27 protein-coding genes are annotated in these 24,437 nt (G+C 42.8%); 6 read left to right on the top strand and 21 right to left on the bottom strand.

Translation table 11 applies throughout. The features are described from left to right. Window positions 1-102 precede the first annotated feature (102 nt). Window positions 103-432 (bottom strand): hypothetical protein, encoded by a 330-nt coding sequence (locus AXI57_RS09175; RefSeq protein WP_061669886.1) that lies wholly within the window; start codon window positions 430-432, stop codon window positions 103-105. Window positions 433-477: 45 nt separating this feature from the next. After that, complete coding sequence (locus AXI57_RS09170) at window positions 478-675, bottom strand: helix-turn-helix domain-containing protein (protein ID WP_061669885.1); 198 nt, start codon at window positions 673-675, stop codon at window positions 478-480. A gap of 173 nt (window positions 676-848) precedes the next feature. On the opposite strand from AXI57_RS09170, the gene AXI57_RS09165 reads away from it, so the two are divergent. Next, window positions 849-1,238 (top strand): helix-turn-helix domain-containing protein, encoded by a 390-nt coding sequence (locus AXI57_RS09165; protein WP_081112768.1) that lies wholly within the window; start codon window positions 849-851, stop codon window positions 1,236-1,238. Window positions 1,239-1,614: 376 nt separating this feature from the next. Here AXI57_RS09165 and AXI57_RS09160 read toward each other — a convergent pair whose 3' ends face one another. Further along, window positions 1,615-2,796 carry an AimR family lysis-lysogeny pheromone receptor gene (locus tag AXI57_RS09160; protein WP_061669884.1) on the bottom strand — a complete coding sequence of 394 codons (1,182 nt, stop codon included), beginning with the start codon at window positions 2,794-2,796 and terminating at the stop codon, window positions 1,615-1,617. A 289-nt stretch (window positions 2,797-3,085) separates the two neighbouring features. On the opposite strand from AXI57_RS09160, the gene AXI57_RS09155 reads away from it, so the two are divergent. Next, window positions 3,086-4,243 carry a tyrosine-type recombinase/integrase gene (locus AXI57_RS09155; protein WP_061669883.1) on the top strand — a complete coding sequence of 386 codons (1,158 nt, stop codon included), beginning with the start codon at window positions 3,086-3,088 and terminating at the stop codon, window positions 4,241-4,243. A gap of 66 nt (window positions 4,244-4,309) precedes the next feature. On the opposite strand, the gene udk is transcribed toward AXI57_RS09155, so the two are convergent. The 10 genes from udk to AXI57_RS09105 form a co-directional block, all read right to left on the bottom strand. Next, a complete protein-coding gene (udk, locus tag AXI57_RS09150) occupies window positions 4,310-4,942 on the bottom strand; it encodes a uridine kinase (RefSeq protein WP_061669882.1) in 633 nt (210 codons plus the stop codon). Window positions 4,943-4,948: 6 nt separating this feature from the next. After that, complete coding sequence (locus AXI57_RS09145; protein WP_003325329.1) at window positions 4,949-6,217, bottom strand: peptidase U32 family protein; 1,269 nt, start codon at window positions 6,215-6,217, stop codon at window positions 4,949-4,951. Between the two features lie 17 nt (window positions 6,218-6,234). Then, the gene (locus AXI57_RS09140) at window positions 6,235-7,164 is read right to left on the bottom strand and encodes a peptidase U32 family protein (RefSeq protein WP_061669881.1); all 930 of its coding nucleotides are present in this window, start codon (window positions 7,162-7,164) and stop codon (window positions 6,235-6,237) included. Window positions 7,165-7,169: 5 nt separating this feature from the next. Then, the gene (locus AXI57_RS09135) at window positions 7,170-7,823 is read right to left on the bottom strand and encodes an O-methyltransferase (RefSeq protein ID WP_003325326.1); all 654 of its coding nucleotides are present in this window, start codon (window positions 7,821-7,823) and stop codon (window positions 7,170-7,172) included. Window positions 7,824-7,974: 151 nt separating this feature from the next. Further along, complete coding sequence (gene mltG, locus AXI57_RS09130) at window positions 7,975-9,078, bottom strand: endolytic transglycosylase MltG (RefSeq protein ID WP_061669880.1); 1,104 nt, start codon at window positions 9,076-9,078, stop codon at window positions 7,975-7,977. 149 nt (window positions 9,079-9,227) lie between these two features. Beyond that, entirely contained in the window at window positions 9,228-9,509 is a 282-nt protein-coding gene (locus AXI57_RS09125) for a DUF1292 domain-containing protein (RefSeq protein WP_003325324.1), read from the bottom strand. A gap of 12 nt (window positions 9,510-9,521) precedes the next feature. Then, a complete protein-coding gene (gene ruvX / locus AXI57_RS09120) occupies window positions 9,522-9,938 on the bottom strand; it encodes a Holliday junction resolvase RuvX (protein WP_003325323.1) in 417 nt (138 codons plus the stop codon). Window positions 9,939-9,945: 7 nt separating this feature from the next. After that, window positions 9,946-10,212 carry an IreB family regulatory phosphoprotein gene (locus tag AXI57_RS09115; RefSeq protein ID WP_003225903.1) on the bottom strand — a complete coding sequence of 89 codons (267 nt, stop codon included), beginning with the start codon at window positions 10,210-10,212 and terminating at the stop codon, window positions 9,946-9,948. A gap of 83 nt (window positions 10,213-10,295) precedes the next feature. Then, window positions 10,296-12,932, bottom strand: coding sequence for an alanine--tRNA ligase (alaS, locus tag AXI57_RS09110; protein ID WP_061669879.1), 2,637 nt, complete (start codon window positions 12,930-12,932; stop codon window positions 10,296-10,298). 337 nt (window positions 12,933-13,269) lie between these two features. Next, window positions 13,270-14,331, bottom strand: coding sequence for an AI-2E family transporter (locus AXI57_RS09105; RefSeq protein WP_003325321.1), 1,062 nt, complete (start codon window positions 14,329-14,331; stop codon window positions 13,270-13,272). A 236-nt stretch (window positions 14,332-14,567) separates the two neighbouring features. Between AXI57_RS09105 and AXI57_RS09100 the strand changes: the two genes are divergently transcribed. From AXI57_RS09100 to AXI57_RS09085, 4 genes are all read left to right on the top strand, one after another. After that, window positions 14,568-15,296, top strand: coding sequence for an amino acid ABC transporter ATP-binding protein (locus AXI57_RS09100; RefSeq protein WP_061572700.1), 729 nt, complete (start codon window positions 14,568-14,570; stop codon window positions 15,294-15,296). A 22-nt stretch (window positions 15,297-15,318) separates the two neighbouring features. After that, entirely contained in the window at window positions 15,319-16,146 is an 828-nt protein-coding gene (locus tag AXI57_RS09095; RefSeq protein WP_061669878.1) for a transporter substrate-binding domain-containing protein, read from the top strand. 61 nt (window positions 16,147-16,207) lie between these two features. After that, window positions 16,208-16,858 carry an amino acid ABC transporter permease gene (locus AXI57_RS09090; RefSeq protein ID WP_061669877.1) on the top strand — a complete coding sequence of 217 codons (651 nt, stop codon included), beginning with the start codon at window positions 16,208-16,210 and terminating at the stop codon, window positions 16,856-16,858. Window positions 16,859-16,876: 18 nt separating this feature from the next. Then, the gene (locus AXI57_RS09085; RefSeq protein WP_061669876.1) at window positions 16,877-17,533 is read left to right on the top strand and encodes an amino acid ABC transporter permease; all 657 of its coding nucleotides are present in this window, start codon (window positions 16,877-16,879) and stop codon (window positions 17,531-17,533) included. A 37-nt stretch (window positions 17,534-17,570) separates the two neighbouring features. Here AXI57_RS09085 and AXI57_RS20795 read toward each other — a convergent pair whose 3' ends face one another. The 8 genes from AXI57_RS20795 to cymR form a co-directional block, all read right to left on the bottom strand. Continuing rightward, window positions 17,571-17,702, bottom strand: a complete 132-nt coding sequence (locus AXI57_RS20795; RefSeq protein ID WP_003325315.1) for a YrzQ family protein — start codon at window positions 17,700-17,702, stop codon at window positions 17,571-17,573. A 24-nt stretch (window positions 17,703-17,726) separates the two neighbouring features. Beyond that, on the bottom strand, window positions 17,727-17,918 hold the full coding sequence (locus AXI57_RS09080) for a hypothetical protein (protein WP_003325314.1): 192 nt from the start codon (window positions 17,916-17,918) through the stop codon (window positions 17,727-17,729). 12 nt (window positions 17,919-17,930) lie between these two features. Beyond that, window positions 17,931-18,395 carry a PRC-barrel domain-containing protein gene (locus tag AXI57_RS09075; RefSeq protein ID WP_061669875.1) on the bottom strand — a complete coding sequence of 155 codons (465 nt, stop codon included), beginning with the start codon at window positions 18,393-18,395 and terminating at the stop codon, window positions 17,931-17,933. A gap of 115 nt (window positions 18,396-18,510) precedes the next feature. Next, window positions 18,511-20,904, bottom strand: a complete 2,394-nt coding sequence (gene recD2 / locus AXI57_RS09070) for an SF1B family DNA helicase RecD2 (RefSeq protein ID WP_010789325.1) — start codon at window positions 20,902-20,904, stop codon at window positions 18,511-18,513. A gap of 33 nt (window positions 20,905-20,937) precedes the next feature. Next, window positions 20,938-21,558 carry a tetratricopeptide repeat protein gene (locus tag AXI57_RS09065; RefSeq protein WP_094233205.1) on the bottom strand — a complete coding sequence of 207 codons (621 nt, stop codon included), beginning with the start codon at window positions 21,556-21,558 and terminating at the stop codon, window positions 20,938-20,940. Window positions 21,559-21,648: 90 nt separating this feature from the next. After that, the gene (gene mnmA / locus AXI57_RS09060; RefSeq protein WP_061669873.1) at window positions 21,649-22,764 is read right to left on the bottom strand and encodes a tRNA 2-thiouridine(34) synthase MnmA; all 1,116 of its coding nucleotides are present in this window, start codon (window positions 22,762-22,764) and stop codon (window positions 21,649-21,651) included. 36 nt (window positions 22,765-22,800) lie between these two features. Beyond that, on the bottom strand, window positions 22,801-23,940 hold the full coding sequence (locus AXI57_RS09055) for a cysteine desulfurase family protein (protein ID WP_061669872.1): 1,140 nt from the start codon (window positions 23,938-23,940) through the stop codon (window positions 22,801-22,803). Window positions 23,941-23,958: 18 nt separating this feature from the next. Beyond that, on the bottom strand, window positions 23,959-24,375 hold the full coding sequence (cymR, locus tag AXI57_RS09050; protein ID WP_010789329.1) for a cysteine metabolism transcriptional regulator CymR: 417 nt from the start codon (window positions 24,373-24,375) through the stop codon (window positions 23,959-23,961). Window positions 24,376-24,437 lie beyond the last annotated feature (62 nt).

The raw sequence follows: 24,437 nt of genomic DNA, 5'->3' as shown, positions 1-24,437 counted from the left end.
GAGCTTTAAGTTGATCCATTGTTTTCTGATGAATTGAAACAGATTCACTAACAACTACATGAAATTCGTGATTTAGCCATACATAACCGGTAAAGAACATTTTTAGCCAATCCCTTCTACTCTCGTGCTGTTCTTCTGTGCTATCCAAGCTTCGACTGCCCGCCGGGAATATCTTCGTTGTGTTTTTGGAGCGCCCGGTCTTTCCGGTAATTCAAAAACAGGGAAGTCTGGTTGACTGAAATACAATTCTTCTGCTGTACGTGGAGTGCATTTCAGAATACCTTCATAAACTTCTTTCTTGGTTAAAAGCTGATCTTGAGAAGCCAAAACCATAATCATCTCTTGAATTTTTGGAACCAATGCAGCACTAACGTTTGCAATAACATCGTTCGTAATAGTGTCGATGTCTGATTGTTCAAGTTCGATTTTCATAGATCATTCCTCCACTCTTTTCATTTCCTGTCAGGAAACTAAACGTTAAAAAAAATCACTCATTGGAATCTTTAGTTTCTCGGAGATTTTTTCTATACTTGTGATGCTTGGATTTACTTTCCCGTTTTCAATTTTTGAGATATATGAAGATGAAAAACCCAGACTATTAGCAAACTCTCTTAGAGTTTGACCTTTTTTAGTTCTAGTATCTTTCAATTTATTTCTGAACTTAGATAGATTCACTTTTCTTTCACCCCCAACTTAAATTTCCTATTTGGAAACTAAATAAAATATAACACCTTACATTTTGCTTTGCAACCCCTATTTGCGATTTTTGTATACTATTTGTCAACTTGCAATGGTATAATGACTGTAATCAATTAATCGTTATTAAACGTAAGAAATAAGGTGATTTTTTGAATAAAAATATTGGTGAAAATATTAAAAAATTACGTGAAGAAAAGGGGCTTGGATTAGTTCAGGCAGCAGAAGCCATTGGAATTTCTCGAGGGTATTTATCTAAATTAGAAAGTGGTGTTCAGAACCCCTCTGTTAAAACAATTGATAAAATAGCAGATTATTTTTCAGTGGACCGCTCTTACTTCTTTACCAATCTTGAAAATTTAAAAGACTTTACAGAAGAAGAAAAGAAAATAACCTTTGAACGAGATTTGTCAATAGAAAATCTCAGGAAACATTATAATATTACTCTTGATGGTAAAGAAGTTTCTGATGATGAAATAAAAGTGATGTTAGAAGTCCTAAAAGCATACAGAAAATCAAAAGGCGTTTCTGATATCGACTGATTCATTGTCTGCTAATTGATGTATTTTCTCCAATAATTCATCGAGTGAAATATCTGTCTTCATTGTAAGTAACCCCTTTTACGAACGTTTGTTCTCTTATTATAATCGAATACACCTTAAAAATAAATCAGTATCAGAGATTTCCTATTTTTCATTTCGTCAAAACAGGAAATCTCTTTTAAAAATACGAAAGACGTTGCCTATATATTCGGCAGCGTCTTTTTAATAAAACGTTTGTTTTTCAGTTTTTTCAACATGTGACTCAAGTTTGTAACTCATTCCTACAGGTGGATCAGCCAATTGGTGTGTGGTCGTCTTTACTTGCGGAATTTCTTTTCCTTCGTTATTAACGTTAGCCTCAATGTTAAAGTTCGCACTAAACACAAATGCTAATGCAATTACTAAAGTTATTGCTATCCCTATGATTGCCTTTTTCACTAATTTTCACCTCCCTTTTTAATATATTATAATCAACCCCCATATTTAGCAACTCTATTTTTGGTAAATTCGCTCTAAAATAGTCTTTTTTATCACAAAAAACATGCAAAGATAAAAGCAGTTTTTCTCTGCTCGCTTCTCTTCTGCCGTCAAAATAAAAAGCCCACGCAGAATAATAATCATGATCGTAGTATTTCTTTAAACTATCTTGCTTAATAACTGACTTAATGAAATCCGTTACAACATACTCTTTGGGAACAGGCTTATCCCAATAAAGATTTAATATTGCAAGTTGCTCCTTTAAGTCATCCGCTACAAAAAACCTATCTTTAGATTTATTTAGTCCTATCCCTTTTTCAAAAAACCAAGCTGACTTATCATAAGACTCGTATAAATATGATAAACCTAGAATGAAATAACCATTAGTAGCAGAGTTAATACTAAAGTTAGTTTCAACAAGCTTTGTAGCATACTCTCTTGATTTCTCTATATTATTTTCGTACTTAAGATGCATATTTGCTAACGCTTCATCAGTGCGACTCAAGAAAGCTTTACGTATAAAAGGGTCTTTGATATCCGGCAGCATATTAGAGATTTTTTGTATGTAGTGTAAGGATAGATCAAACTTATTGCTATAATAAAAACATAACATTTCAAGTATGAGTAATAGTGTCTTTAAATCATGAGAATTAGGCTGCAGTTGTTTTAACATCTCAAGATATTCTACCTCGCTATAAACTCGAGAGTATTTAGATCTTAGCTGCCACTCGTAAACAATAGCCCATTCTCTCAGCTCTCGATTATTGCCGGAAATAGTTTTCCCTATTAGGTGACAGGTCATTGAATCGAGTTTTTTAGAGTGAGCATATTCGAAAGCAGTTTTGATATTTTTCTTGGTTGCTTCATAACAGCATTGTCGCATTATTTCTATTTCATTTTCTTTATCAAGATAACGTGTTATATCTAATATCATCCACAATGCAATTTCTTGACCATTCAAAAACTTGCTCAAGTGCGAGGCGCTAATTCCAATTTTGTCAGCAATCTCTTTCTGTTTTTCCTCTTTTGAGTCGATAATACGCTTTAAGTGGCTTCTAACATCAATTTTACTTTCTTCCATCTTAATCACCATTTCAAAATTAATTTAACATACTTATATAAAAAAGATTGTCGAATATTGACGATAGATATAAAGAAGGAACAAAGAGTTACAATAGAAATAATTTTCGAACTGTTCTTTATTATACCACAATTCTGACTAAAAATATACGTTTAGCCTTACTTTTTACATATTTGGAGAGTTTTACTTCCATGTTCATTCATATTAAACTTTTACTACAAAAACATCATATATCATTGCATAATAGTATTAACAAAATTATTTTAAATGTAATTGGAGGTAAAACACAGTGGCAAGTTTCAGGAAGCGCGGAAAGACTTGGGAATATAGAATCACTTACAATGATCCTATAACCAATAAACGCCGAGAAAAGCCACAAGGTGGCTTTCGGACAAAAAAAGAAGCTATGATTGCGGCTGCAGAAGCTGAATTAAATATTAATAATCAATTTATACAAAAGAACGACTCCATTACAATTTCGGAGTATTTAAACATATGGTTTGACACATACAAGCACACTGTAAAAGAAAGCTCGTGGGGGCCACGAGATGACAGCATGGTCATTATTAAAAAACATATCGGCAATATCAAGGTGAAAAACATCAATACGTCTATGTACCAAAAATTCCTGAATGACATAGCACCTGAATACGCAAAGAATACACTAAAAGGCGTACACGATGTATTTAAAATGATGACTAGACAAGCTATGAGGGATTCGTATTTTAAGGATTATCCCCTTGAGGGTGTTCGTCTGCCTCGGACAAAAGACGCTGATAAAGTTATGGATGATGAAAAGCTAAAGGATATAAAGTTTTGGGAGAAAGAAGAGATTTCTAAATTTCTTCAATGTGTCAAACGAAGAGGCAACCCTCAAGATTTAGCAATGTTTGTCCTGCTCGTTTATTCAGGACTTAGAATTGGTGAAGCTACGGCTTTGAAATGGGACAAGATTGATTTTGAGGAATCAGTTGTACGGGTTCGATATACGCTGTATCAGAAAGATGGTTTAAGAGACAATTATATGTTACTCAGCCCTAAAACTTCGTCATCAATCAGAAATGTTCCTGTACCGCCTCAGGTCAGCAACCAATTAAAAATATTAAAACATGTACAGAATCAAGTCAAAATGGAAAACGAAGATCAATATAAGGATGAAGGCTTTGTGTTTACAGACAAAACTGGGCGCCCTATCCCAGCTCGGAATTTCAATTACAAATTAGACACTTATATAAAAAAATCCGGTGTTACCCGGATCACGCCTCATAACCTGAGACATACATATACGTCATTGCTAATTGACGCAGAAGTTAAATTGAAAGAAGCTCAGGAACGGTTAGGGCACTCTTCTTCCAAAACAACGTTAGACATTTATTCGCATATTATGAAAGAAACAAAAACAGAGGCAATCGTTCAATTCAATGCCGTCGCAAATGAAATTTTTTGATAAAACTGTGGGCAAAATATGGGCAAGGTCGATTTTTAGACCTTGCCCATACGCTTAGAAAGCCTATTATATCAAGTTTTGTTCGAGGATGGTCTGTATTTTCGTAACCATCAGATCAATTGCGACGTGGTTTTGTCCGCCTTCAGGGATAATAATGTCGGCGTAGCGTTTCGTCGGCTCTACGAATTGGTTGTGCATCGGCCTTACAACGGAAATATATTGCTCGATGACAGAATCAATGGAACGGCCCCGCTCCTTAATATCCCTCAGCATCCGTCTGATAATTCGGAGGTCGGCGTCCGTGTCCACGTAAAGCTTGATGTCCATTAAATCCCGAAGCCTTTTATCCTCTAGTACAAGAATGCCTTCTAGGATAATGACATCTTTCGGGTCTACTGAAACGGTTTCTTCTGACCGTGTATGAAGCTTGTAATCGTAAATCGGCTTTTCAATCGGACGGTAATTCAATAGCTCTTGAATATGCTCGATCAAATAGTCATTATCAAACGCAAGCGGATGATCGTAGTTTGTGTTCAGCCTTTCTTCAAACGGAAGATGGCTTTGGTCTTTATAATAAAGGTCTTGCTGGATCATTAAAATCGAGTGGCCTTTGAACTGTTCATAGATAGATCGCGTGACACTCGTTTTTCCTGAACCAGAACCTCCTGCGATTCCAATGACTACAGGATTCTTACCCATTAGTGATTACTTCCCCTTTCTCATCATGTTGCTCGGATAAATCGTTTTGTCCAGTTTAAATTTGACAATTTGAAGGGGATGGCGGGCAGCGTCAAGCTCATTTCCGTCTTCGTCCCAAATGTTTTCTATTTTGTGTGTAAAGTTTTCAATTTCAGGGCCGAAGAATTCCACTTCATCTCCCTGTTTGAAGAAATTGCGCTGTTGGAGCGTGACCATTTTTGTTTCTTCATCATAGTCGAGTACCAAGCCGACAAAGTCATATGTCGTTTTCTTTCCGTGCTCGCCGAACATTTGCTCCTCATAACCCGGTGTTCCTTCAAAAAAGGCTGTCGCCGTGTCCCTGTTGGCGCATTTATCAAGTTCAGTGAGCCATTCTTCTTGAATGACAAAGTTCTCGGGATCAGCGCAGTACGCGTCAATCACTTTGCGGTACACGCTGACGACTGTGGCCACATAGTGAATGGATTTCATTCGGCCTTCGATTTTTAAGCTGTCAATACCCATTTCGATCATTTGCGGAATGGACTCGATTAGTTTTAAATCCTTAGGGCTCATGGCAAACGGAGCATCTTCCTCATCATATAAAGCAACCGCGTTCGCGCCGTCAGTTTGATATAAATCATAATCCCAGCGGCAAGACTGGCAGCAGCCTCCGCGGTTTGAATCTCTTGCCGTCATGTGATTGCTCAATACACAGCGTCCGGAGTACGCAATACACATAGCGCCGTGGATGAAAGATTCGATTTCGATATCAACTTTCTCTTTCATTTCTCTGATTTCAATCGCGCTTGTCTCACGTGCCAACACAACACGGTCAAGCCCCTCTTCCTTCCAGAACTGCACAGCTTTCCAGTTTGAAAGAGACTGCTGCGTACTTAAATGAACTTCTACATGCGGAGCGACTCTGCGGCAGGTTTCGATAATGAGCGGATCCGCTACGATGATACCCGCAACCCCGGCTTCTCCTAAACCTTTTAAATATTCATCAAGGCCGTCTATGTTTTCATTATGGGCAAAAATATTGGTTGTTACGTAGATTTTTGCACCGTATTTTTTTGCAAACTCTACGCCTTCAGCGATTTCTTCCAACGAAAAATTGTCAGCATTTGAGCGCAGCCCGTATTCCCGGCCTCCGATAAATACCGCGTCCGCGCCGTAATGGACAGCGATCTTAAGCTTTTCAAGGTTGCCAGCAGGAGCGAGAAGCTCGGGCTTTTTCGTAATCACGCGCTTACCATTCACAATTTCGGAAATCTTATCATTTACGGCATTCATAGCTTAACCCCCTTTTATTAATAAACCGTTTCTTTAAAGAAAAATCCGGTATCTATGCTTCTGTTAACAGGCTGTATGCTTTCGATCCGTTCAATCCAGCCTTCTTTTTTATCTTCATATTCGTCACGGTTTTCGATGCATAAATCAATCGCTTCTCTGTACATCCGTGTCACTTCAATCAAATATTCGGAGGATTTTAATACCCCGTCGATTTTGAAAGAGTCAACGCCGGCATCGATCAGCTCCTCCAGTTCATCAATGATGCATACATCGTTCGGGCTCATGATATGTGTCCCGTTTTCGTCTTCAAAAATCGGGTATTTGTTGTCACGTTCCTTATCATGCAAAAACAGGCCGGTTTCTTTTTTCTTTCCTTCAATATCCATGACTTTGCCTTGGTATTCAAAGTAATTGCCGACTAATGAACGCTTTGATTGGAACATGCATGTCATGCCGTGGACCTGAATTTCAATCTCAACTTCGGCGTTTTCTTTAATTTCCACAATGCTGTCCATATTTAATTCCTTAGCCAGCACCGCGCGGACCGCGCCTTTTCGTCCCCAATAATTGCATGTATAATAATTAGTTCCCGTTGTCTCTGTACTCCAGTGAAGCTTCAACTCTGGTGCTGATTCTCTCGCAGCCATGAGGACGGCCGGATCGCCGAACACTGCGGCATCAACGCCTGCTTCAGATAAGAAAGCGAGGTAGTCACCTAGTTCTGCCACTTTGTCATTGTGAAATAATCCGTTTACCGCTGCGTATACTTTTGCCCCTTCTTTATGGGCGATATTGACGGCCGTTTGAATATCTTCTCTAGTGAATTCGCCTGCCAATCTTAGGCCGTATCTCTGTTCTCCAACTAAAAACGCTGTCGCTCCAGCTTGAATGAGCGGCAAAATATCCGCTGTATTTGTCGGTGTCACCAAAAGCTCCGGTGTTTTCATCACGTTCACCTCTTCTTTTTACTAATGGCCAGTCCGTCCCCGACGGGTATAATTGCTGTTTGATAGTCAGGGTGGTCCATCAGCCATTGATTGTAATGATCAATTTTTGAGATCAGCTGACGCCTTCTCTTTGGTTCGATTTTGCTGTAATCCTCCGCAACCAGACCTTTAAACAGCACATTGTCTGTTATAATCACCCCGTCCGGTGCAAGCATCGGTTCATATAGATGAAAAAAGTTTTTGTACTGGCCTTTTGCCGCGTCGATAAATATCACGTCATAAGGCGCCGCCGGACGAACTTCATCTGCCAGTTCTAGCGCATCTCCGTAAAACAAATGAATCCGATCCTCCAGCTGAAAGTCCCTTACATTGTTCAAGGCTTCTTCATGTCTTTTTTCATGTCGCTCAATTGTATATATTTCGGCTTCTGGCAGTTCGAGTGCCATACGAATGGCGGAATACCCGATTGCCGTTCCGATTTCCAATATTTTTTTCGCCTGTTTCACAGACAAGATTTGAAGCAGCACTTCCATGCCTGCTTGCTCCATAATCGGAACATGATGTTCATCCGCATATGTTTCGAGCTTTCTTACTTTATCCGGCTGAGGCTTCAGCAACGCTTCTATATAGTCATTTATTTGTTCATACCGGTCATTCACGACAAATTGCCTCCCCGTCCTAAAAAGGAGTGCCCCTGGCTTTTCACCGGGCACTCTCTGAACTCAACATTTATACATAAGTAAACAACCCGATATATTTTACCATAAAACCTTACGGAATGCGAATAAAAGGAGAGCTTTTGCCCTCCCCTTATTCACTGTCTTTATTTGTAATATACTTTTCTTTCGCTTTGTTATGTTCTTTTAATGTTTTGGTGAATACGACTTCACCATTTGATTTGGCCAAAAAGTAAAGATAATCGGTTTTGTCCGGGTTGAGCGCTGCATCCCAGGAAGATTCGCCCGCATTGGCAATCGGTCCGGGCGGCAGCCCTTTATTCTTATACGTATTATATGGCGAATCTATTTTTAGATCTTTATAAAACACACGGTCTTTATGCTTGCCGGCTGCATATAAAACGGTCGGGTCCGTTTGAAGCGGCATGTCTTTTTCAAGCCGGTTATAAAAGACGCTTGCGATTTTGTGGCGGTCCACTTTCGCCGTCGCTTCTTCTTCTATAAGAGAAGCCATTGTGAGTGCGTCGTGGATGGAGAGCTTCTTTTTCTCCAATGAAGATTTGTACGTCTCCACATATGAGTTTGTTTGCTTAATCATTGCCGTGATAATGTCTTCAAGAGACGCATCCGGATCTGTAAATGGATATGTAGCAGGAAACAGATACCCTTCCAGAGGATGCTTAATGTCTTTATTCAAAACATCATCTGTAATCGTGTCAGGATATTGTTTTTTCAGCTTGCTGATAAATGTTTGGTCATCCAGTTTAGCGATAATGTCTTTTTCCGAGTATTTCGTTTCCTTAGCGATTGCCGATGCAATCTGCGTGAGCTGTTTACCTTCAGGAACAGTAATTTGAAACGCGTAATTTGTTCCTCCGTTTGTAAGCTTTTTGATAATGGTGTTCAAATCCATTCCTTTGGTTAAATGGTAATATCCCGCTTGAAAGCCGGAGGCGCCTTTATATTTCACATAATATTGAAAAGCCTTCTCGCTTTTAATCACATTATTTTCTTTTAATATATCGGCAATGGCAGATACGGATGATCCGCTCGGAATATTGACATTCACTGTTGTTTTACTGCCTTTTTTGACTGGCTCCAGCAGTGATTTCCCATATAAGAATGCTCCGCCTATGACTAAAACAAACACAATAATGGAGGCCAGCACAATCGTTCTTTTTTTATTGTCGGCTGTTATTCTTTTGAGAAATGGTTTTTTTGGCTGATTGATATACATACAGGTCTCCTCCCATCAGCTCTTATACTACATGATTCAAGTCCTTTCGGCAATTTATTACAAAAAAAAGCCGCCGATCGGCAGCTTCACTTTTTCGAAAGAAAACGAAAGGCCGGAGCTCATGTGCAAGCCCCGGCCTTTTCACTTTTTTACTCTTCGTCCTCTTCAGCAAGAAACGTGTTTAATGTTTCTTCGATCATATCCCACTCTTCATCAGTTTCGATCGGTGTTAATTCGCCATCTTCTCCGTCCGCGTTTGGCGTGAAGCTTGAAGCGTGAATTTCGATTTCTTCCTCACCTTCAGAAGCGATCGGGTAGTAAAGAACGTAAGATTTTCCGAATTCGTCGTTTTCAAATGTGAACAGCACTTCGCAAAGCTGTTCGTTACCTTGATCATCTACAATTGTAATTTGTTTTTCGCCATGTTCCATTTTTTTCACCTCTTAGTTTAAGCTGTCCAGATATCCCTGAAGAATCATCACAGCCGCCATTTTATCAATGACTTTTTTTCGTTTTTGTCTGCTGACATCAGCAGCAATCAGCATCTTTTCAGCCGCCATTGTGGTAAGACGCTCGTCCCACAGCACAACAGGAACATTGTACGTTGTTTCAAGCAGTTTCGCAAATGTTTGGCTGGCTTCGCCTCTCGGACCAACAGTTCCGTTCATATTCTTCGGAAAGCCCAGCACGATTTTATCTATAGTATGGTCTTTTGTCAGTTCTGATAAACGGGGCAATCCATAATCGCCTTCCGCCTCATTAATCTTTATCGTTTCAATGCCCTGAGCGGTCCAGCCCATTTCATCGCTCAGCGCAACGCCAAGTGTTTTCGTTCCCAAATCAAGCCCTAATATTCTCATGTGTAGTTTACGCCTCTTTATGCTGTTCTAAGTATGACTTTACCAATTCCTCGATTAATTCGTCTCTTTCAAGCTTGCGAATTAAATTACGAGCGTCACGATGCCTTGGAATATAAGCGGGATCACCTGACAGCAAGTATCCGACAATCTGATTGATGGGATTATAGCCTTTTTCCTGAAGCGCGTCATAGACCGTAATCAGCACCTCATTTACGTTTGTTTCGGCAGAATCATCGGAGAAATTAAATTTCATCGTTTTATCAAACGAGCTCACCGTTTTGCACCTCTTTCCCAAATTCGCAGGCAAAGTTCAGCCTGAGTCCTTATCTTACCATCATTCTACACTACATAAACGAATTATAAAACGGATTTCACCCATTCTTCCACAGAAGTTAATGCGTCTTGCAGTTTTTCAGGCTGCTTTCCGCCCGCCTGAGCCATATCAGGACGGCCGCCTCCTCCGCCTCCGCACATTTCCGCCGCTTGTTTCACAAGCTTTCCTGCATGAAGGCCTTTGTCAATCAGATCTTTTGTGACGCCTGCTGAAATATTCACTTTATCATTTTGAACCGCGCCTAGCACAACAACCGCTGAACCGAGCTTCGCTTTTAGCTCATCCACCATTGTGCGCAAATGATTCATATCTTTGGCGTTCACCTTTTCAGCAAGAACCTTTACGCCGCTGATGTCTTTTACGTTAGAAAGAATCGCGCCTGCTTCTGCGTTTCCTAATTTCGCAAGAAGGGATTCATTTTCTCTCTGTGCCTCTTTCAGGTCAGCCTGAAGTGCAGCGACGCGTTTTGGCACATCTTTCACATTTGTCTTCAATTCCCCGGCTACTTGTTTCAATAGTCCAATTTGGCTGTTCATCTCAAGGTAAGCGCCCTGCCCCGTGACAGCTTCAATCCGTCTTGTTCCCGCACCGATTCCGGATTCAGACACAATTTTAAACAAGCCGATTTCAGCGGTGTTTTTGACATGGCAGCCGCCGCAAAGCTCAAGACTGTAACCGCCAACTTGAACGACACGCACGATATCTCCGTATTTTTCGCCGAATAAAGCCATGGCGCCCATTTCTTTCGCTTCGTTGATCGGTTTTAAATCAATGCTGACAGGAATGCTCTCCCAGATCTTTTCATTTACGATCACTTCAATCCGCTCCAGCTCTTCTTTCGTCACCTGTCCGAAGTGTGAGAAATCAAAGCGCAGGCGGTTTTCAGTTACGAGTGATCCCGCCTGGTTGACATGTGTGCCTAATACATCTTTAAGCGCCTGATGCAAAAGGTGAGTGGCTGTATGGTTTTTAATAACGCCGCTTCTCATATGGTCTTCTACTTCCGCTGTCACATGCATTCCTTTTTGAAGCGTCCCGCTTTCAACAAGGCCTTCATGCACATTCTGCCCGTTCGGCGCTTTTTGCACGTCTGTAATTCTCACAACAGCCTGAGCACTTCTCAAATAGCCTTTATCGCCGATTTGACCGCCGCTTTCCGCATAGAAAGGTGTTTCGTTTAGAAGGATTTGAACGGTTTCGCCTTCATGAGCCTCTTCAATTAATTCACCGTCTTGCAGAAGCTCAACAACACTTGAGTCAGACTTTGTATTTGTATAGCCGACAAACGTGCTTTCAACTGTCACATCGCGTAAAGCTCCGCCTTGCACCTGCATGCTTCCGACATCTTGGCGAGCGTTTCGGGCCCGAGCGCGCTGCTTTTCCATTTCTTCTTCAAAGCCTTTATGGTCAACTTTCATTTGCTCGTCTTCCGCGTATTCTTCAGTTAACTCGACCGGGAATCCGTACGTATCATAAAGTTTGAAGACGTCTGTTCCAGAGATGAGGCTGCTGCCTTTGTCTTTTTCTTTCTTGATCATTTCTGACAAGATCGCAAGCCCTTCATTTAAGGTTTCGTGGAAACGTTCTTCCTCGGTTTTGATCACTTTAGCGATGAATTCTTCCTTCTCTTTAACCTCAGGATAGAAGTCCACCATGATTTCAGCGACAACCGGAACCAGGTCATACATGAACGGGCGGTTGATATTGATCGTTTTGGCATAGCGCACAGCCCGCCGGAGAAGTCTTCTCAGCACATATCCTCGTCCTTCATTAGATGGAAGCGCTCCGTCACTTACCGCAAAGGCAACTGTTCTGATATGGTCGGCGATCACTTTAAACGCAGTGTTCTTTACGTCATCTTGACCATACGCCTCACCGGAAATCGTTTCAGTCGCCTTGATGATCGGCATAAATAAGTCAGTATCAAAGTTTGTCTGAACATTCTGGATGACAGACACCATTCGTTCAAGCCCCATGCCGGTATCAATGTTCTTCTTCGGCAGCGGTGTATACGTGCCGTCCGGATTATGGTTAAATTCAGAGAAAACAAGGTTCCACACCTCAAGATAGCGGTCATTTTCTCCGCCCGGGTACAGCTCAGGATCAGCCGGATCGTTACCATACGCTTCGCCGCGATCGTAGAAAATTTCAGTATTTGGTCCGCTCGGGCCTTCTCCGATATCCCAGAAGTTCCCTTCCAGACGGATGATTCTCTCCTCCGGAACACCGATTTTTTTCGCCCACAGCTCATACGCTTCATCATCTTCCGGGTGAACCGTCACAGAAAGAAGCTCTTCGTCGAAACCGATCCACTTCTCACTTGTCAAAAACTCCCACGCCCAAGTAATGGCTTCTTCTTTAAAATAATCTCCGATGGAAAAATTGCCGAGCATTTCAAAGAATGTGTGGTGGCGGGCTGTTTTCCCGACATTTTCAATATCGTTTGTGCGGATTGATTTTTGCGCGTTAACAATTCTCGGGTTTTCCGGCACAACTCTTCCGTCAAAATATTTTTTCAAAGTTGCTACCCCGCTGTTAATCCATAGCAATGAAGGATCTTCATGCGGCACTAATGACGCGCTCGGTTCAACCGCATGGCCTTTTTCCTTAAAGAAATCTAAAAACATTTGACGCACTTCAGCAGAAGTTAAGTGTTTCATTATATGTCCTCCTCTATTGAAATCGAAATTCTCTTCAGCGACAGCAAAAAAGCTCCCTCCCTATGCAAACTACACGTTCACACAGGGACGAGAGCTGTCTCGCGGTACCACCCTGATTACGGAGAAAAAATGAATATTCCCCGTCACCTTTGATCCTGTAACGCAGGACTTGCGGCAGCTTTTAACTGCACTCAGGATTAGCTTCCTCCGATCTTCTGTTAAAGCTCCTTTCAGCAAATGGAGCTTCTCTCTTTAACAGGGCTTCGTCGTACTCAGATCCGTCACTCGAGATTCGTATGTATTCTACTCGAAATTATAGACAAGCAGGCTTCCGATGTCAATGCTCCGTCCTCATCCGCAAAAAATGGATCATCATCACCTTCAGCACAGCCGCGGCGGGCACCGCAACGATCATACCGATGATGCCCGCCAACTCTCCTCCGGCAAGAAGCGCAAGCATGATCACAACGGGATGCATCTTAAGGCTTCGGCCGACAATCAGCGGACTGAGAATATTGCCTTCTAAAAACTGCAATATCAAAATGGTGATGACGACGGTAATCACAGCTTTCGCCGAGACAGCCATCGCAATCAACAGCGCAGGGACCGCTCCGATAACAGGCCCGAAATAAGGAATGACATTTGTAAGCCCGATAATAAGTCCCAGGATTAGCGGATACGGCAGATCAAAAAACCAGAACGACACCCCGGCCCCCAAACCGATTAAAAAACAGACCAGCAGCTGTCCGCGAATATAATCACCCAGAGAATCATCCACATCCCGCAAAAAAGCACTGCCTCTTTTTCTCCAAGATTTTGGCGTTAAATACCAGACGGTTTTTTTCATGAGATCAATATCTTTTACCATATAAAAGACGAGAAAAGGAATCGTGGCCGCAATGAGAATATAATCAAAGACAAATCGGATGCTCCTTATCGTCCCTTCTATCGTTTTGGCGACAAATTCCTCCGTCCGCTGAATAAACCGGTCCATTCGGCTATGTATGCCGTCCGGCCATTCGTCGGTATGATCATGAAGTTTCAATAACAATCCGTCATAAGTCTCAGCAATCCCGGGAATGCTCTCTGACAGATCGGTAAGCTGTTCAATCAAAACCGGGACCCCTTTATACAGCCCATAACCGATCCCGCCGAAAAAAAGCAGATAAATAATCAGCAGGCTCAGTGTTCTCGGAAGGCCTGATCTATGAAGCCATTCAATAATAGGGAGTAATAGATAAGAGATAAAAATGGCGATTATAAGCGGTATCAAAATAGATTTTACGACAAGACAAAATGGCGCCCATAGCATTTCAAGCTTGATGAATACATATACTATCAACAATACAAGCAAACAAACAGCCGCCCAAATTAAAAGCCGCAGCGGTTTTTGCGTCATCACCCATCACCTCCCTCTTATCTTTTGACGAATGGGCCGAATTATTCCCTTCCCAAGACTAAAGACGGCCAGCCTTAAGTATTAGCCATTTCCACATAATTAATTATCTGAAATTACAAAATAGTTTGACTAATGTTACATTTGCTCTATATAATATCAATACAATGTTATTTTTCTTGACAGCAAGAGTCATAAGACTTACATAATTAACCAAAACAAAATACAGGAGGTTTGCAATGATTTTATTTGAAGAAGTGAACAAGCATTATGGCAGCTTTCATGTATTAAAACAGATTAATCTTCGAATAAAGAAAGGAGAAGTTGTGGTTGTCATCGGTCCTTCCGGTTCCGGCAAAAGCACCATGCTCAGATGTATTAACCGGCTCGAATCAATAGATGACGGAACTCTCACCGTTAATGGAACCGTTATTAATGACAGAAAAACTGACATCAATAAAGTGCGCCGGAATATCGGGATGGTGTTTCAGCATTTCTATCTTTATCCCCACAAAACGGTTTTGCAAAATATCATGCTCGCTCCGATGAAAGTCCTTAAACAATCCGCAGAAGAAGCAAAGGAAACCGCTCAATACTATCTGCAAAAAGTCGGGATTCCCGATAAAGCAGACGCCTATCCATCCCAGCTGTCAGGCGGTCAGCAGCAGCGGGTCGCAATCGCCAGAGGCCTGGCCATGAAGCCCGAAGTCATGCTGTTTGATGAACCGACGTCCGCCCTCGACCCCGAGATGATCGGAGAAGTGCTCGATGTAATGAAAAAACTCGCAAAAGAAGGCATGACAATGGTCGTGGTTACACATGAAATGGGGTTTGCCAGAGAAGTGGCAGATAGAATCGTATTTATTGACGAGGGAAAGATTTTAGAAGAGGCACCCCCGGCTGAGTTTTATGCCAGCCCGCGCGAGGAACGGGCACGTCTATTTTTAAGCCGGATATTAAATCACTAAAAAAGAAACGGGGGACGAACAAATGTCACGTATCAAAAAACTATTATCAATAGGATTCATCTCTTTGGCGGCGATTCTTCTTTTAGCAGCTTGCGGAGGCAAGGAATCCAGCTCAGGAACATCAAAAGACAGCAAAAACACATTAGAAGCGATCAAAGACAACGACAAAATCGTTTTCGGCGTTAAAACAGATACAAGATTATTCGGACTGAAAAATCCAAGCTCTGGAGACATTGAAGGGTTTGATATCGACATTGCCAAACAACTGGCGAAAGATATAACAGGTGATGAAAACAAGGCGGAGTTTAAAGAAGTAACATCTAAAACAAGAATTCCGATGCTGCAAAACGGCGACATTGACGCGATCGTAGCCACGATGACGATCACGGATGAACGAAAAAAAGAAGTCGACTTCTCCAATGTGTATTTTGAAGCAGGCCAGTCACTTCTAGTGAAAAAAGGAAGCGCCATAAAAAGTGTAAAAGACCTTAAGAAAGGGACAAAAGTTCTTGCAGTTAAAGGCTCTACTTCCTCACAAAATATCCGAGAAAAAGCGCCTGATGCCACTGTGCTGGAATTTGAAAATTATGCGGAAGCCTTCACAGCCTTAAAATCCGGCCAAGGCGAAGCCCTCACAACAGATAATGCCATCTTATACGGTATGGCCGATGAAAATAAAGATTACCAGTTGACAGGAAAAACATTTACAGATGAACCTTACGGCATAGCCGTTAAAAAAGGCCAATCAGAACTGGTGAAAGAAATCAACGCTTCTTTGAAAAAAATGAAATCTGACGGAAGATATGATGAAATCTATAAAAAGTGGATTAAAGAAGACCCAGAACAGTAGCTAACCACATCCGGGATGAGCAGAGCGTGCTCATCCTGATTCATTAAGGAGTGAAAAGCGCATGAACTTCTCTATTCTAACCGATAACCTCGACATGTATCTCGACGGCTTTTATCATACCTTGCTTGCCAGTGTCATCGCCTTAGCCGGAAGTTTTGTACTGGGCGTGCTCGTTGCGGTTATGAGGATTATAACCTTTAAACCGCTGCAATGGACCGGAACGGCCTATGTTGAATTTATCCGCAATATTCCGCTCCTATTAATTACATTTGTCTTTTTCTTCGGGCTGCCTAACGCCGGAGTAAAGCTGGACGGTTTTCAAGCGGGCACCATCGCGCTGACGATCTACACGTCGGCTTTCATTGCAGAAGCGATCAGAGCGGGAATCCAATCTGTGTCAAAAGGGCAGATGGAGGCGGCCAGATCATCGGGTTTTACATACAGCCAAGCTATGCTTTATATCATTTTGCCGCAAGCGATTAAAATTGTTATGCCGCCTCTTGGAAATCAGTTTTTAAATCTGGTCAAAAACTCATCCATCCTTGGCGTAGTAGCCGGTCTGGATCTGATGTATCAGGCAGATTTAGTCTCTTCAAGAACACTGGTCGTCTTTGATGTCTATATATTTGTCGCTTTGTTTTACCTCGTGCTCACCATACCTCTGAGCCTTGGTGTCACATATTTGGAAAAACGGCTTGAAAGAAGCTATTAATAAAGGAGGGAGTAACCCATGAATTTCATCGAAGCCTACTCATCAGACCATTTAACATTTTTATTAGACGGCTTTCTCGTTACCCTATATGTTGCATTTATTTCCATTGTTCTCAGCTTTATGTTCGGAGGCGTAATCGGGACACTGCGCTATGCAAACATCCCGATTGTCTCCAACATTCTCGCTGTCGTCGTAGAAACCATAAGGAATCTTCCCCTGTTGTTAATTATATTCTTTACTTATTTTGCTCTGCCTGAAATCGGGATTAAATTAGAAATTACCGCCGCAGCCATAACGGCTTTAACGATTTTTGAATCAGCTATGCTGTCTGAAATCATCCGCAGCGGATTGAAATCGGTGGAAAAAGGGCAAACGGAAGCAGCGCGGTCATCCGGTCTGTCTTATGTGCAAACCCTGTTTCTCATCATTATGCCGCAGGCTCTCCGCCGTATGGTCCCTCCGATTGTAAGCCAATTTATTTCTTTATTAAAGGATACCTCGCTTGCCGTTGTTATCGCGCTGCCGGAGCTCATTCATAATGCGCAAATCATCAATGGGCAAAGTGCTGACAGCAGTTACTTTTTTCCGATCTTTTTACTTGCGGCTTTCATGTATTTTGCAGTCAATTACAGCCTGTCCCTCGCCGCCAGAAAGCTCGAATTGAAACAAATGTAAAAGGATACTCTTTTTTTGCAGAGTATCCTTTTTCTCATTAAAACATTTTGTTCATGCGTTTTCTCATTCGTTTCATCGTTTTTTTATTTGGCATATCATATTGTGATGCCATTCTGTACATCAGCGCGCCGGCTCCCAGTGTTAAAAGAGAGGTCATTGTTTTGTTCATAGCAAAGTTCCCCCTTCATCATGTTTAAAGATTCATGGTGCGTTCATCATCTGTAAACAGATCATCAAGACTGCTTAACGTTCCGTCTTCTTCTACTTGATGAGTCGATATTTTTCCCTTGGCCACCGTCAACTCAATGAAACAGCCCCAGCAATAATATTGGTTCACGCCGATCTTACCGATATCTTTACTTTTGCAGTTCGGGCATAAAAGCACGCGCAACACCTCTTATCCGTTCAGGACGATGCCGTCTTTCCCCGCTTCAACAAGCGCATCCGCTTTTTGGATTTGGCGTTTGCTTCCCGTCAAATCAGAAAAGAAGCCGTCCGAGAGTTCATATGCTACGATTATGCCCTTATCCAAACAAAAGTATACATCTTCCAATAAACCCAAAATGTCTCCCTTTTGGGTTTTAACCAGCTGCAATTTAAGCTCCCCATATGTTAAACAATCCTTCGGGAGAGGTTTAAGGTGCTCTGAACCGATATTTGCAATGACGCTGTCGTCAAGGATATACGCCACATCAGCAGCCGGTAAAAGCGCATGACGGTGATGGAAAAATCGTTTCTGTTCAAGAATAAAACCAAGACAATCTCCTTCAAAGGAAAAACAGATATCTGAAATGGTTCCCAGAAAAAAAGAGGTGCTTTTTTCGTAAACAGATCGCCCTTCTACCTCATGACATGTTCTCAAAGTGTGATCAACCACCTTCCGAACACCTTTAGGTTTTGCAGCGCGCCTGTGCGGCATACAAAGAAATGACTTCCACCAAAAACAAAGAGGCTTCCGCATGCTGCGAAAAGCCTCTTTAGCTATGTTCTTCTTTCATAAAATCAAATGGCGTAATGCCTTCCATGCCGATATTTGCGTCGTATACGCTAAACGGCAGCTCTTTTTGAAGAGCTTTAAGTTCTTCATCCATTTCCTCAGCCTGCAGCGTCAGCCTTCTTTGTAAAGAGGTTTGTCTGACTGTCGCATCATTATTTTTCACGCCCCACTCCAGCGCTTCCTCTTCACCGCATAAAATGAGAAACTTTTTCGCTCTTGTAATTGCCGTATAGAGGAGATTTCTTCTCAGCATTCGATAATAGCCTTTTACAACGGGAAGCACGACTATCGGAAATTCACTGCCTTGAGATTTATGAATGGAGCAGCAATAGGCGTGCGTAAACTGGCTGAAGTCTTTTTTGGTGAAGGTCATTTCATTTCCGTCAAAGGAAACAACCGCCATATCTTCTTTTTCTGTATTTTCCTTCGCGTAGAAAATGGATGTAATCTCACCAATATCACCATTAAACACATTATTTTCCGGCTGATTCACAAGCTGTAAAATTTTATCGCCGGTTCTATAAACAACATCGCCGAATTTAATTTCGCGCCGTTTTTCTTTCGGCGGATTTAAGATGCCCTGCAGCAGCACATTAAGCTCATTAATGCCTGCTTTTCCTCTGTACATCGGAGCCAGCACCTGTATATCCCTTGCTGTGTAGCCTTTTTTCAGCGCATTGGTGACGACCTTTTCAACAACTTCTTTGATTTGTAATGAGCCGCAGCGAATAAAGGAACGATCCTTCGTCGGCGCTGTCAGGTTAGCCGGAAGCAAGCCTTTTTTCATGTCATGAGCAAGCTCCACAATAGATGAACCTTCCGCCTGCCGGTAAATATCCGTCAGCCTGACTGTCGGAATGACCTGTGAAGCCAACAGATCCCGCAGCACCTGTCCCGGCCCGACAGAAGGAAGCTGGTCCTCATCCCCAACTATAATAATTTGAATATGATCGGGTATCGCTTTAAACAAATGGTTTGCGAGCCATATATCAAGCATACTCGCTTCGTCTATAATTAACAGCTTTCCTTCAATCGGATTTTCGTCTGTATGAGTAAACCCTTCAGCCCCGTTCCAGCCAAGCAGCCTGTGAATCGTGACGGCCGGAAGTCCGGTCGACTCACTCATTCGTTTTGCGGCTCTTCCTGTCGGCGCAGCCAAAACAAACGGAAAAACTTCATCTTTTTTATAATCGGACGGATCAAGCGAAGCGCCGTGAAGCTCACTGTATAACTCCACAATCCCTCTGATAACGGTGGTTTTTCCGGTGCCGGGTCCTCCCGTTAACAGAAGCATCGGGGACGAGAGCGCTTTTTGAATCGCTTCTTTTTGGCTTGCCGCATACTGAACTTTCGTACGCTCTTCGAGATCACCGAGCGCAAGTAAAAACTCAGATTCAGGAAATTGGTCTTCATACTCAGTTTGGCTTGCGATATGCCGGACACGCTTGGCTACGTTTTGTTCCGCATAATATAAAGATGGAAAGTAACAGCGGTCATCCTCAATCATGATAGCTTTATTTTCGCCAAGCGCAATGATTTCATTCGCTGCGTCCATCTCTGTCACCAGCTGTCCTTCTGATGATTGGTTCAAAAGCTTTTGCGTATCAATAATAAGCTGCTTTGTTTCTATGTACGTATGCCCTTCTGAAAGACATGTCGTTTCAATGGAATACAAAATCGCTGCTTTAATCCGCTCAGGGTGATTGCCGGAAATCCCCATTCTTCCCCCGAGTTCATCGGCTTTCACAAACCCGATGCCTTCCACATCTTTCACAAGCTGATACGGATTTTCTTGAATCTTCTCAAGTGTTTCCGATTCATATGCCTGATAAATTTTCATTGAAAGCTGCGGACCGAATCCGAACTGGTTCAGCGAGATCATAATTTGTTCCAGGCCCTGATGCCGCTGAAGAGCTCCTGCCAGCGTATCAGCTTTCTTTTTTGACAGCTTCGGCACATCGTAAAGCACTGAGGAGTCAGCGAGAATTCGATTAAGAGCGCTGTCTCCCAGTTTTTTGACGATTTCTTCAGCCGTTTTCTTTCCGATTCCTTCGAACAGATCACTTGATAAGTATTGGATGATCCCTTCCTTCGTAGTCGGGATCTCTTTTTTAAAGTGCTCCGCTTGAAACTGGAGCCCGAATTTAGGATGGGTGGCTGTTTTTCCGTAAAACGTGTAGGTCTCTTCTTCTTGCAGCGCAGGGAAGTAGCCCGTCACGGATACGACTTTATCTTCAATCGCTTCGGAGGTCTCTGTGACTTTCACTTTCAAAACTGTATATAAATTGGCATCATTATGATAAATGACAGTGGTTACCGCACCTTTTAAAAAGGGTTCTTCCTCCATTTTCAGCTGATCCGGATGCTGCTGCACGAGCCTTCCCTCCTCCTGTGCTTTCCCTGCATGTTATGATTGTGTGATGAGCTGCTTTGCATGAAGCGCAAGCATATGATCCGGCTGAACCTCGAGCGCGCGATCAAGCATTTCAAGCGCTTTTTCCCTGTTTTCTTTATAAGCATAAGCTACACCTGCATTATAAAAAGCATCAGCGTGCCCGGGATCATGTTCAGTGACAATAGTGAACTGGCTGAGCGCTTCGTCGAGCATTTCTTCATTGGCAAGGCACATTCCAAATTGAAAGCGCGCCTCATCGTCGTCCTCATTTAACTCGACAGCCCTCTGCAAATACGGCAAAGCAAGCTTCGGCTGTTCAAGCTTCACAAGAACCGTGCCGAGCATATAAAATAAATCTCCGTTTTCCATGCCGGCTTGCAGCGCTTTTTCAAACATATCTTTGGCTTCTTTATAGGATTCTTTCAGGACATATACATTTCCTGCTCCATAGTAAGCGGTTGCCGCTTCACTGTCCAATTCAAGCGCTTTTTCATAAAATGCCATAGCGCGTTCTAACTCATTGACAGACGAAAGCAAATTCGCAAAATTGATATAAGGAATCGGGTCTTCTTTATTTTCTTCAATCGCTTTCGTAAAAGCTTCGGCCGCTTTTTCAAAATCGCCTTCCTGCATCGCCTCTATACCCGTTTGGTTATAATCCATCAATATCTTCCTTTCGCTAAAAAACCTCAACTCACATGTTGAGGTTTTTAAGAATTGTTTTTACACATACCACAGTTTCTTTCCGTCTTTATACACATCATCAATCGTCCCGCCGCCCAAGCATTCTTCGCCGTCGTAAAACACAACCGCTTGTCCGGGTGTGACGGCGCGTACCTGTTCATCAAAAATCACTTCCGCTTCGCTTTCTCCCGTCATTCTCACCGTGACTTTATGGTCTTCTTGACGGTAGCGGAATTTGGCGGTGCAAGAAATTTCTTTACCGTCAAGTATGCCGGGCCGGGTCCAGCTGACATCGGCCGCCGTAATTTTATCCGAGTACAGAAGCGGATTATGAAACCCTTGATCAACATATAAAATGTTTTTTTCAAGGTCTTTCCCGACAGCAAACCAAGGTTCTCCGCTTCCGCCGATACCAAGGCCGTGACGCTGTCCTATCGTGTAATACATTAATCCGTCGTGGCGCCCCTTTACTTCTCCGTCCATCGTCATCATATCGCCGGGCTGTGCCGGAAGATATTGACTGAGAAAGGTTTTGAAGTTGCGTTCGCCGATAAAACAAATTCCTGTGCTGTCTTTTTTAGCCGCCGTCGCAAGCTCCGCTTCCTTCGCGATCTCGCGCACACGGCTTTTTTGCAGCTCACCGATCGGAAACATCACTTTGCTAAGCTGTTCTTCTGTAAGCTGATTTAAAAAGTAAGTTTGGTCTTTGTTTTCATCCAGGCCGCGCAGCATTCTTACTTTGCCGCCGCTTCTGTCAACACGCGCATAATGTCCGGTCGCCAAAAAATCAGCGCCGAGCGACAGCGCATGCTCTAAAAACGCTTTGAATTTAATTTCTTTGTTGCACATGACATCCGGATTCGGTGTTCTTCCGGCTTTATATTCATCTAGAAAATATTGAAACACTTTGTCCCAATATTGTTTTTCAAAATTAACGGCATAATACGGAATGCCAATTTGATTGCAGACGCGGATAACATCTTCATAGTCCTCAGTCGCCGTGCAAAAACCGTTTTCATCTGTATCATCCCAGTTTTTCATAAAAATTCCGATTACATCATAGCCCTGTTCTTTTAATAAAAGGGCTGCCACAGACGAGTCCACACCGCCGGACATGCCGACAACGACTCTTGTATCCTCCGGCCGTTTTTCCATTTTCATTCACTCCATTAAGAAACTGATTCCGCCTTATTACGTCAGGCGTTTAACTATAGCGGCCGTCTGTTCGGCAGCGGTTTTGACTTGTTCAGCCGTATTGCCGAGCCCGAAGCTGATTCGAATAGAAGAGGTCAGCCGGTCACTATCCTCCCCAAACATAGCAGTCAGAACATGAGACGGCAAAACCGATCCGGCCGTACACGCAGACCCGCTTGAAACGGCAATGCCCGCCATATCAAGATTCACCAGCAGCGCTTCAACCGATACGTGCGGGAAGTAAAGGTTCAATATGTGCGGCAGACTGTGCTCACGATCTCCATTGACCTCGGCCTTAACTCCGGCCTTTGTCAGAGTATCGATCATGATCTCTTTAAATGTCCGGTACATGGCTGTTTTCTCTTCCCGTTCCTCGCCCGAGAGGACGACAGCTTCCTTCAACCCCACAATTCCCGGAACATTTTCCGTTCCGGCGCGGCGTTTTCTTTCCTGCTCGCCTCCAAACAGCAGCGGAGAGAGCTTCACATCTTTATTTGCATATAAAAAGCCTGTCCCTTTGGGTCCGTTTAGCTTATGCCCAGAAACAGACAGCAGGTCAATATGGCTGTTTTTCACATCAATCGGAAGAAAACCGAACGCTTGTACAGCATCGGTATGAAAATAAGCCTGATGGCCGTTCAGCAATTCGCCTATCTCAGCAATCGGCTGTACAGTGCCGACCTCATTATTTCCATACATCACTGTCACTAGGATTGTATCATCACGCAGCGCATCTTTCACCTGATTTGCACTGACGCGGCCGTTTGAGCCGACATCAAGATAGGTCACTTCAAAACCGTCTTGTTCCAGTTTTTCACATGTGTGAAGCACAGCATGATGTTCTACTTTTGTGGTGATGATATGTTTTCCGAGATCCCGTCTGGCCAGAGCGCTTCCGAGTATCGCCAAATTATCAGCCTCTGTGCCGCCGCTCGTAAAGATGATTTCCTGTTCTGCGGCCCCGATTTGATCCGCAATTTGCGATCTCGCTTCATCCACCCATTTTCGCGTTTCTCTTCCAAAAGAATGAATGCTGGATGGATTGCCGAAACTTCCGGTGAAATGCGGCACCATTTTTTCCAGCACACGCTCATCCATCGGCGAGGTCGCGGCATGGTCTAAATAAATCCGTTCCATAATGTGTACACCTCTGATTTAAATATAGAACATATAGGCTTCTTGCTCTCCGTCTGTATAACTGGCAAGGTCCTCTAATGTTGTACTGTCTAAAACTTCTTTCACGGCGTCTCTGATGCGGATCCACAGTTCGCGTTTAGCGGGCTCCTCATCTTCAAGCACCTCAACGGGGCTGATAGGCCCTTCTAACACGCGGATAATATCACCGGCTGTAATCGTCTCAGGCTCGCTGCCTAATACATAACCGCCGTACGCGCCTCTGATGCTTTTCACAAGACCGGCGTTTCTGAGCGGAGATACAAGCTGCTCAAGGTAGTGCTCTGACAGGTTATTTGTCTGGGCTATGGTTTTTAATGAGGTCGGGCCGTCACCGTGCTTTTTGGCGAGCTCAATCATAATGGTGAGTCCGTATCTTCCTTTAGTCGATATTTTCAACTCTAACACCTCTGTTTTTTTTTCTGGATTTTACAATTTATATTGGTATTTTTATATGAATT

The sequence above is a fragment of the Bacillus atrophaeus genome (assembly GCF_001584335.1).
GTDB classification, from domain to species: Bacteria; Bacillota; Bacilli; order Bacillales; family Bacillaceae; genus Bacillus; species Bacillus atrophaeus.
The sequence above is the reverse complement of the archived record's forward strand: the minus strand, read 5'-3'. Positions and strand labels throughout refer to the sequence as shown.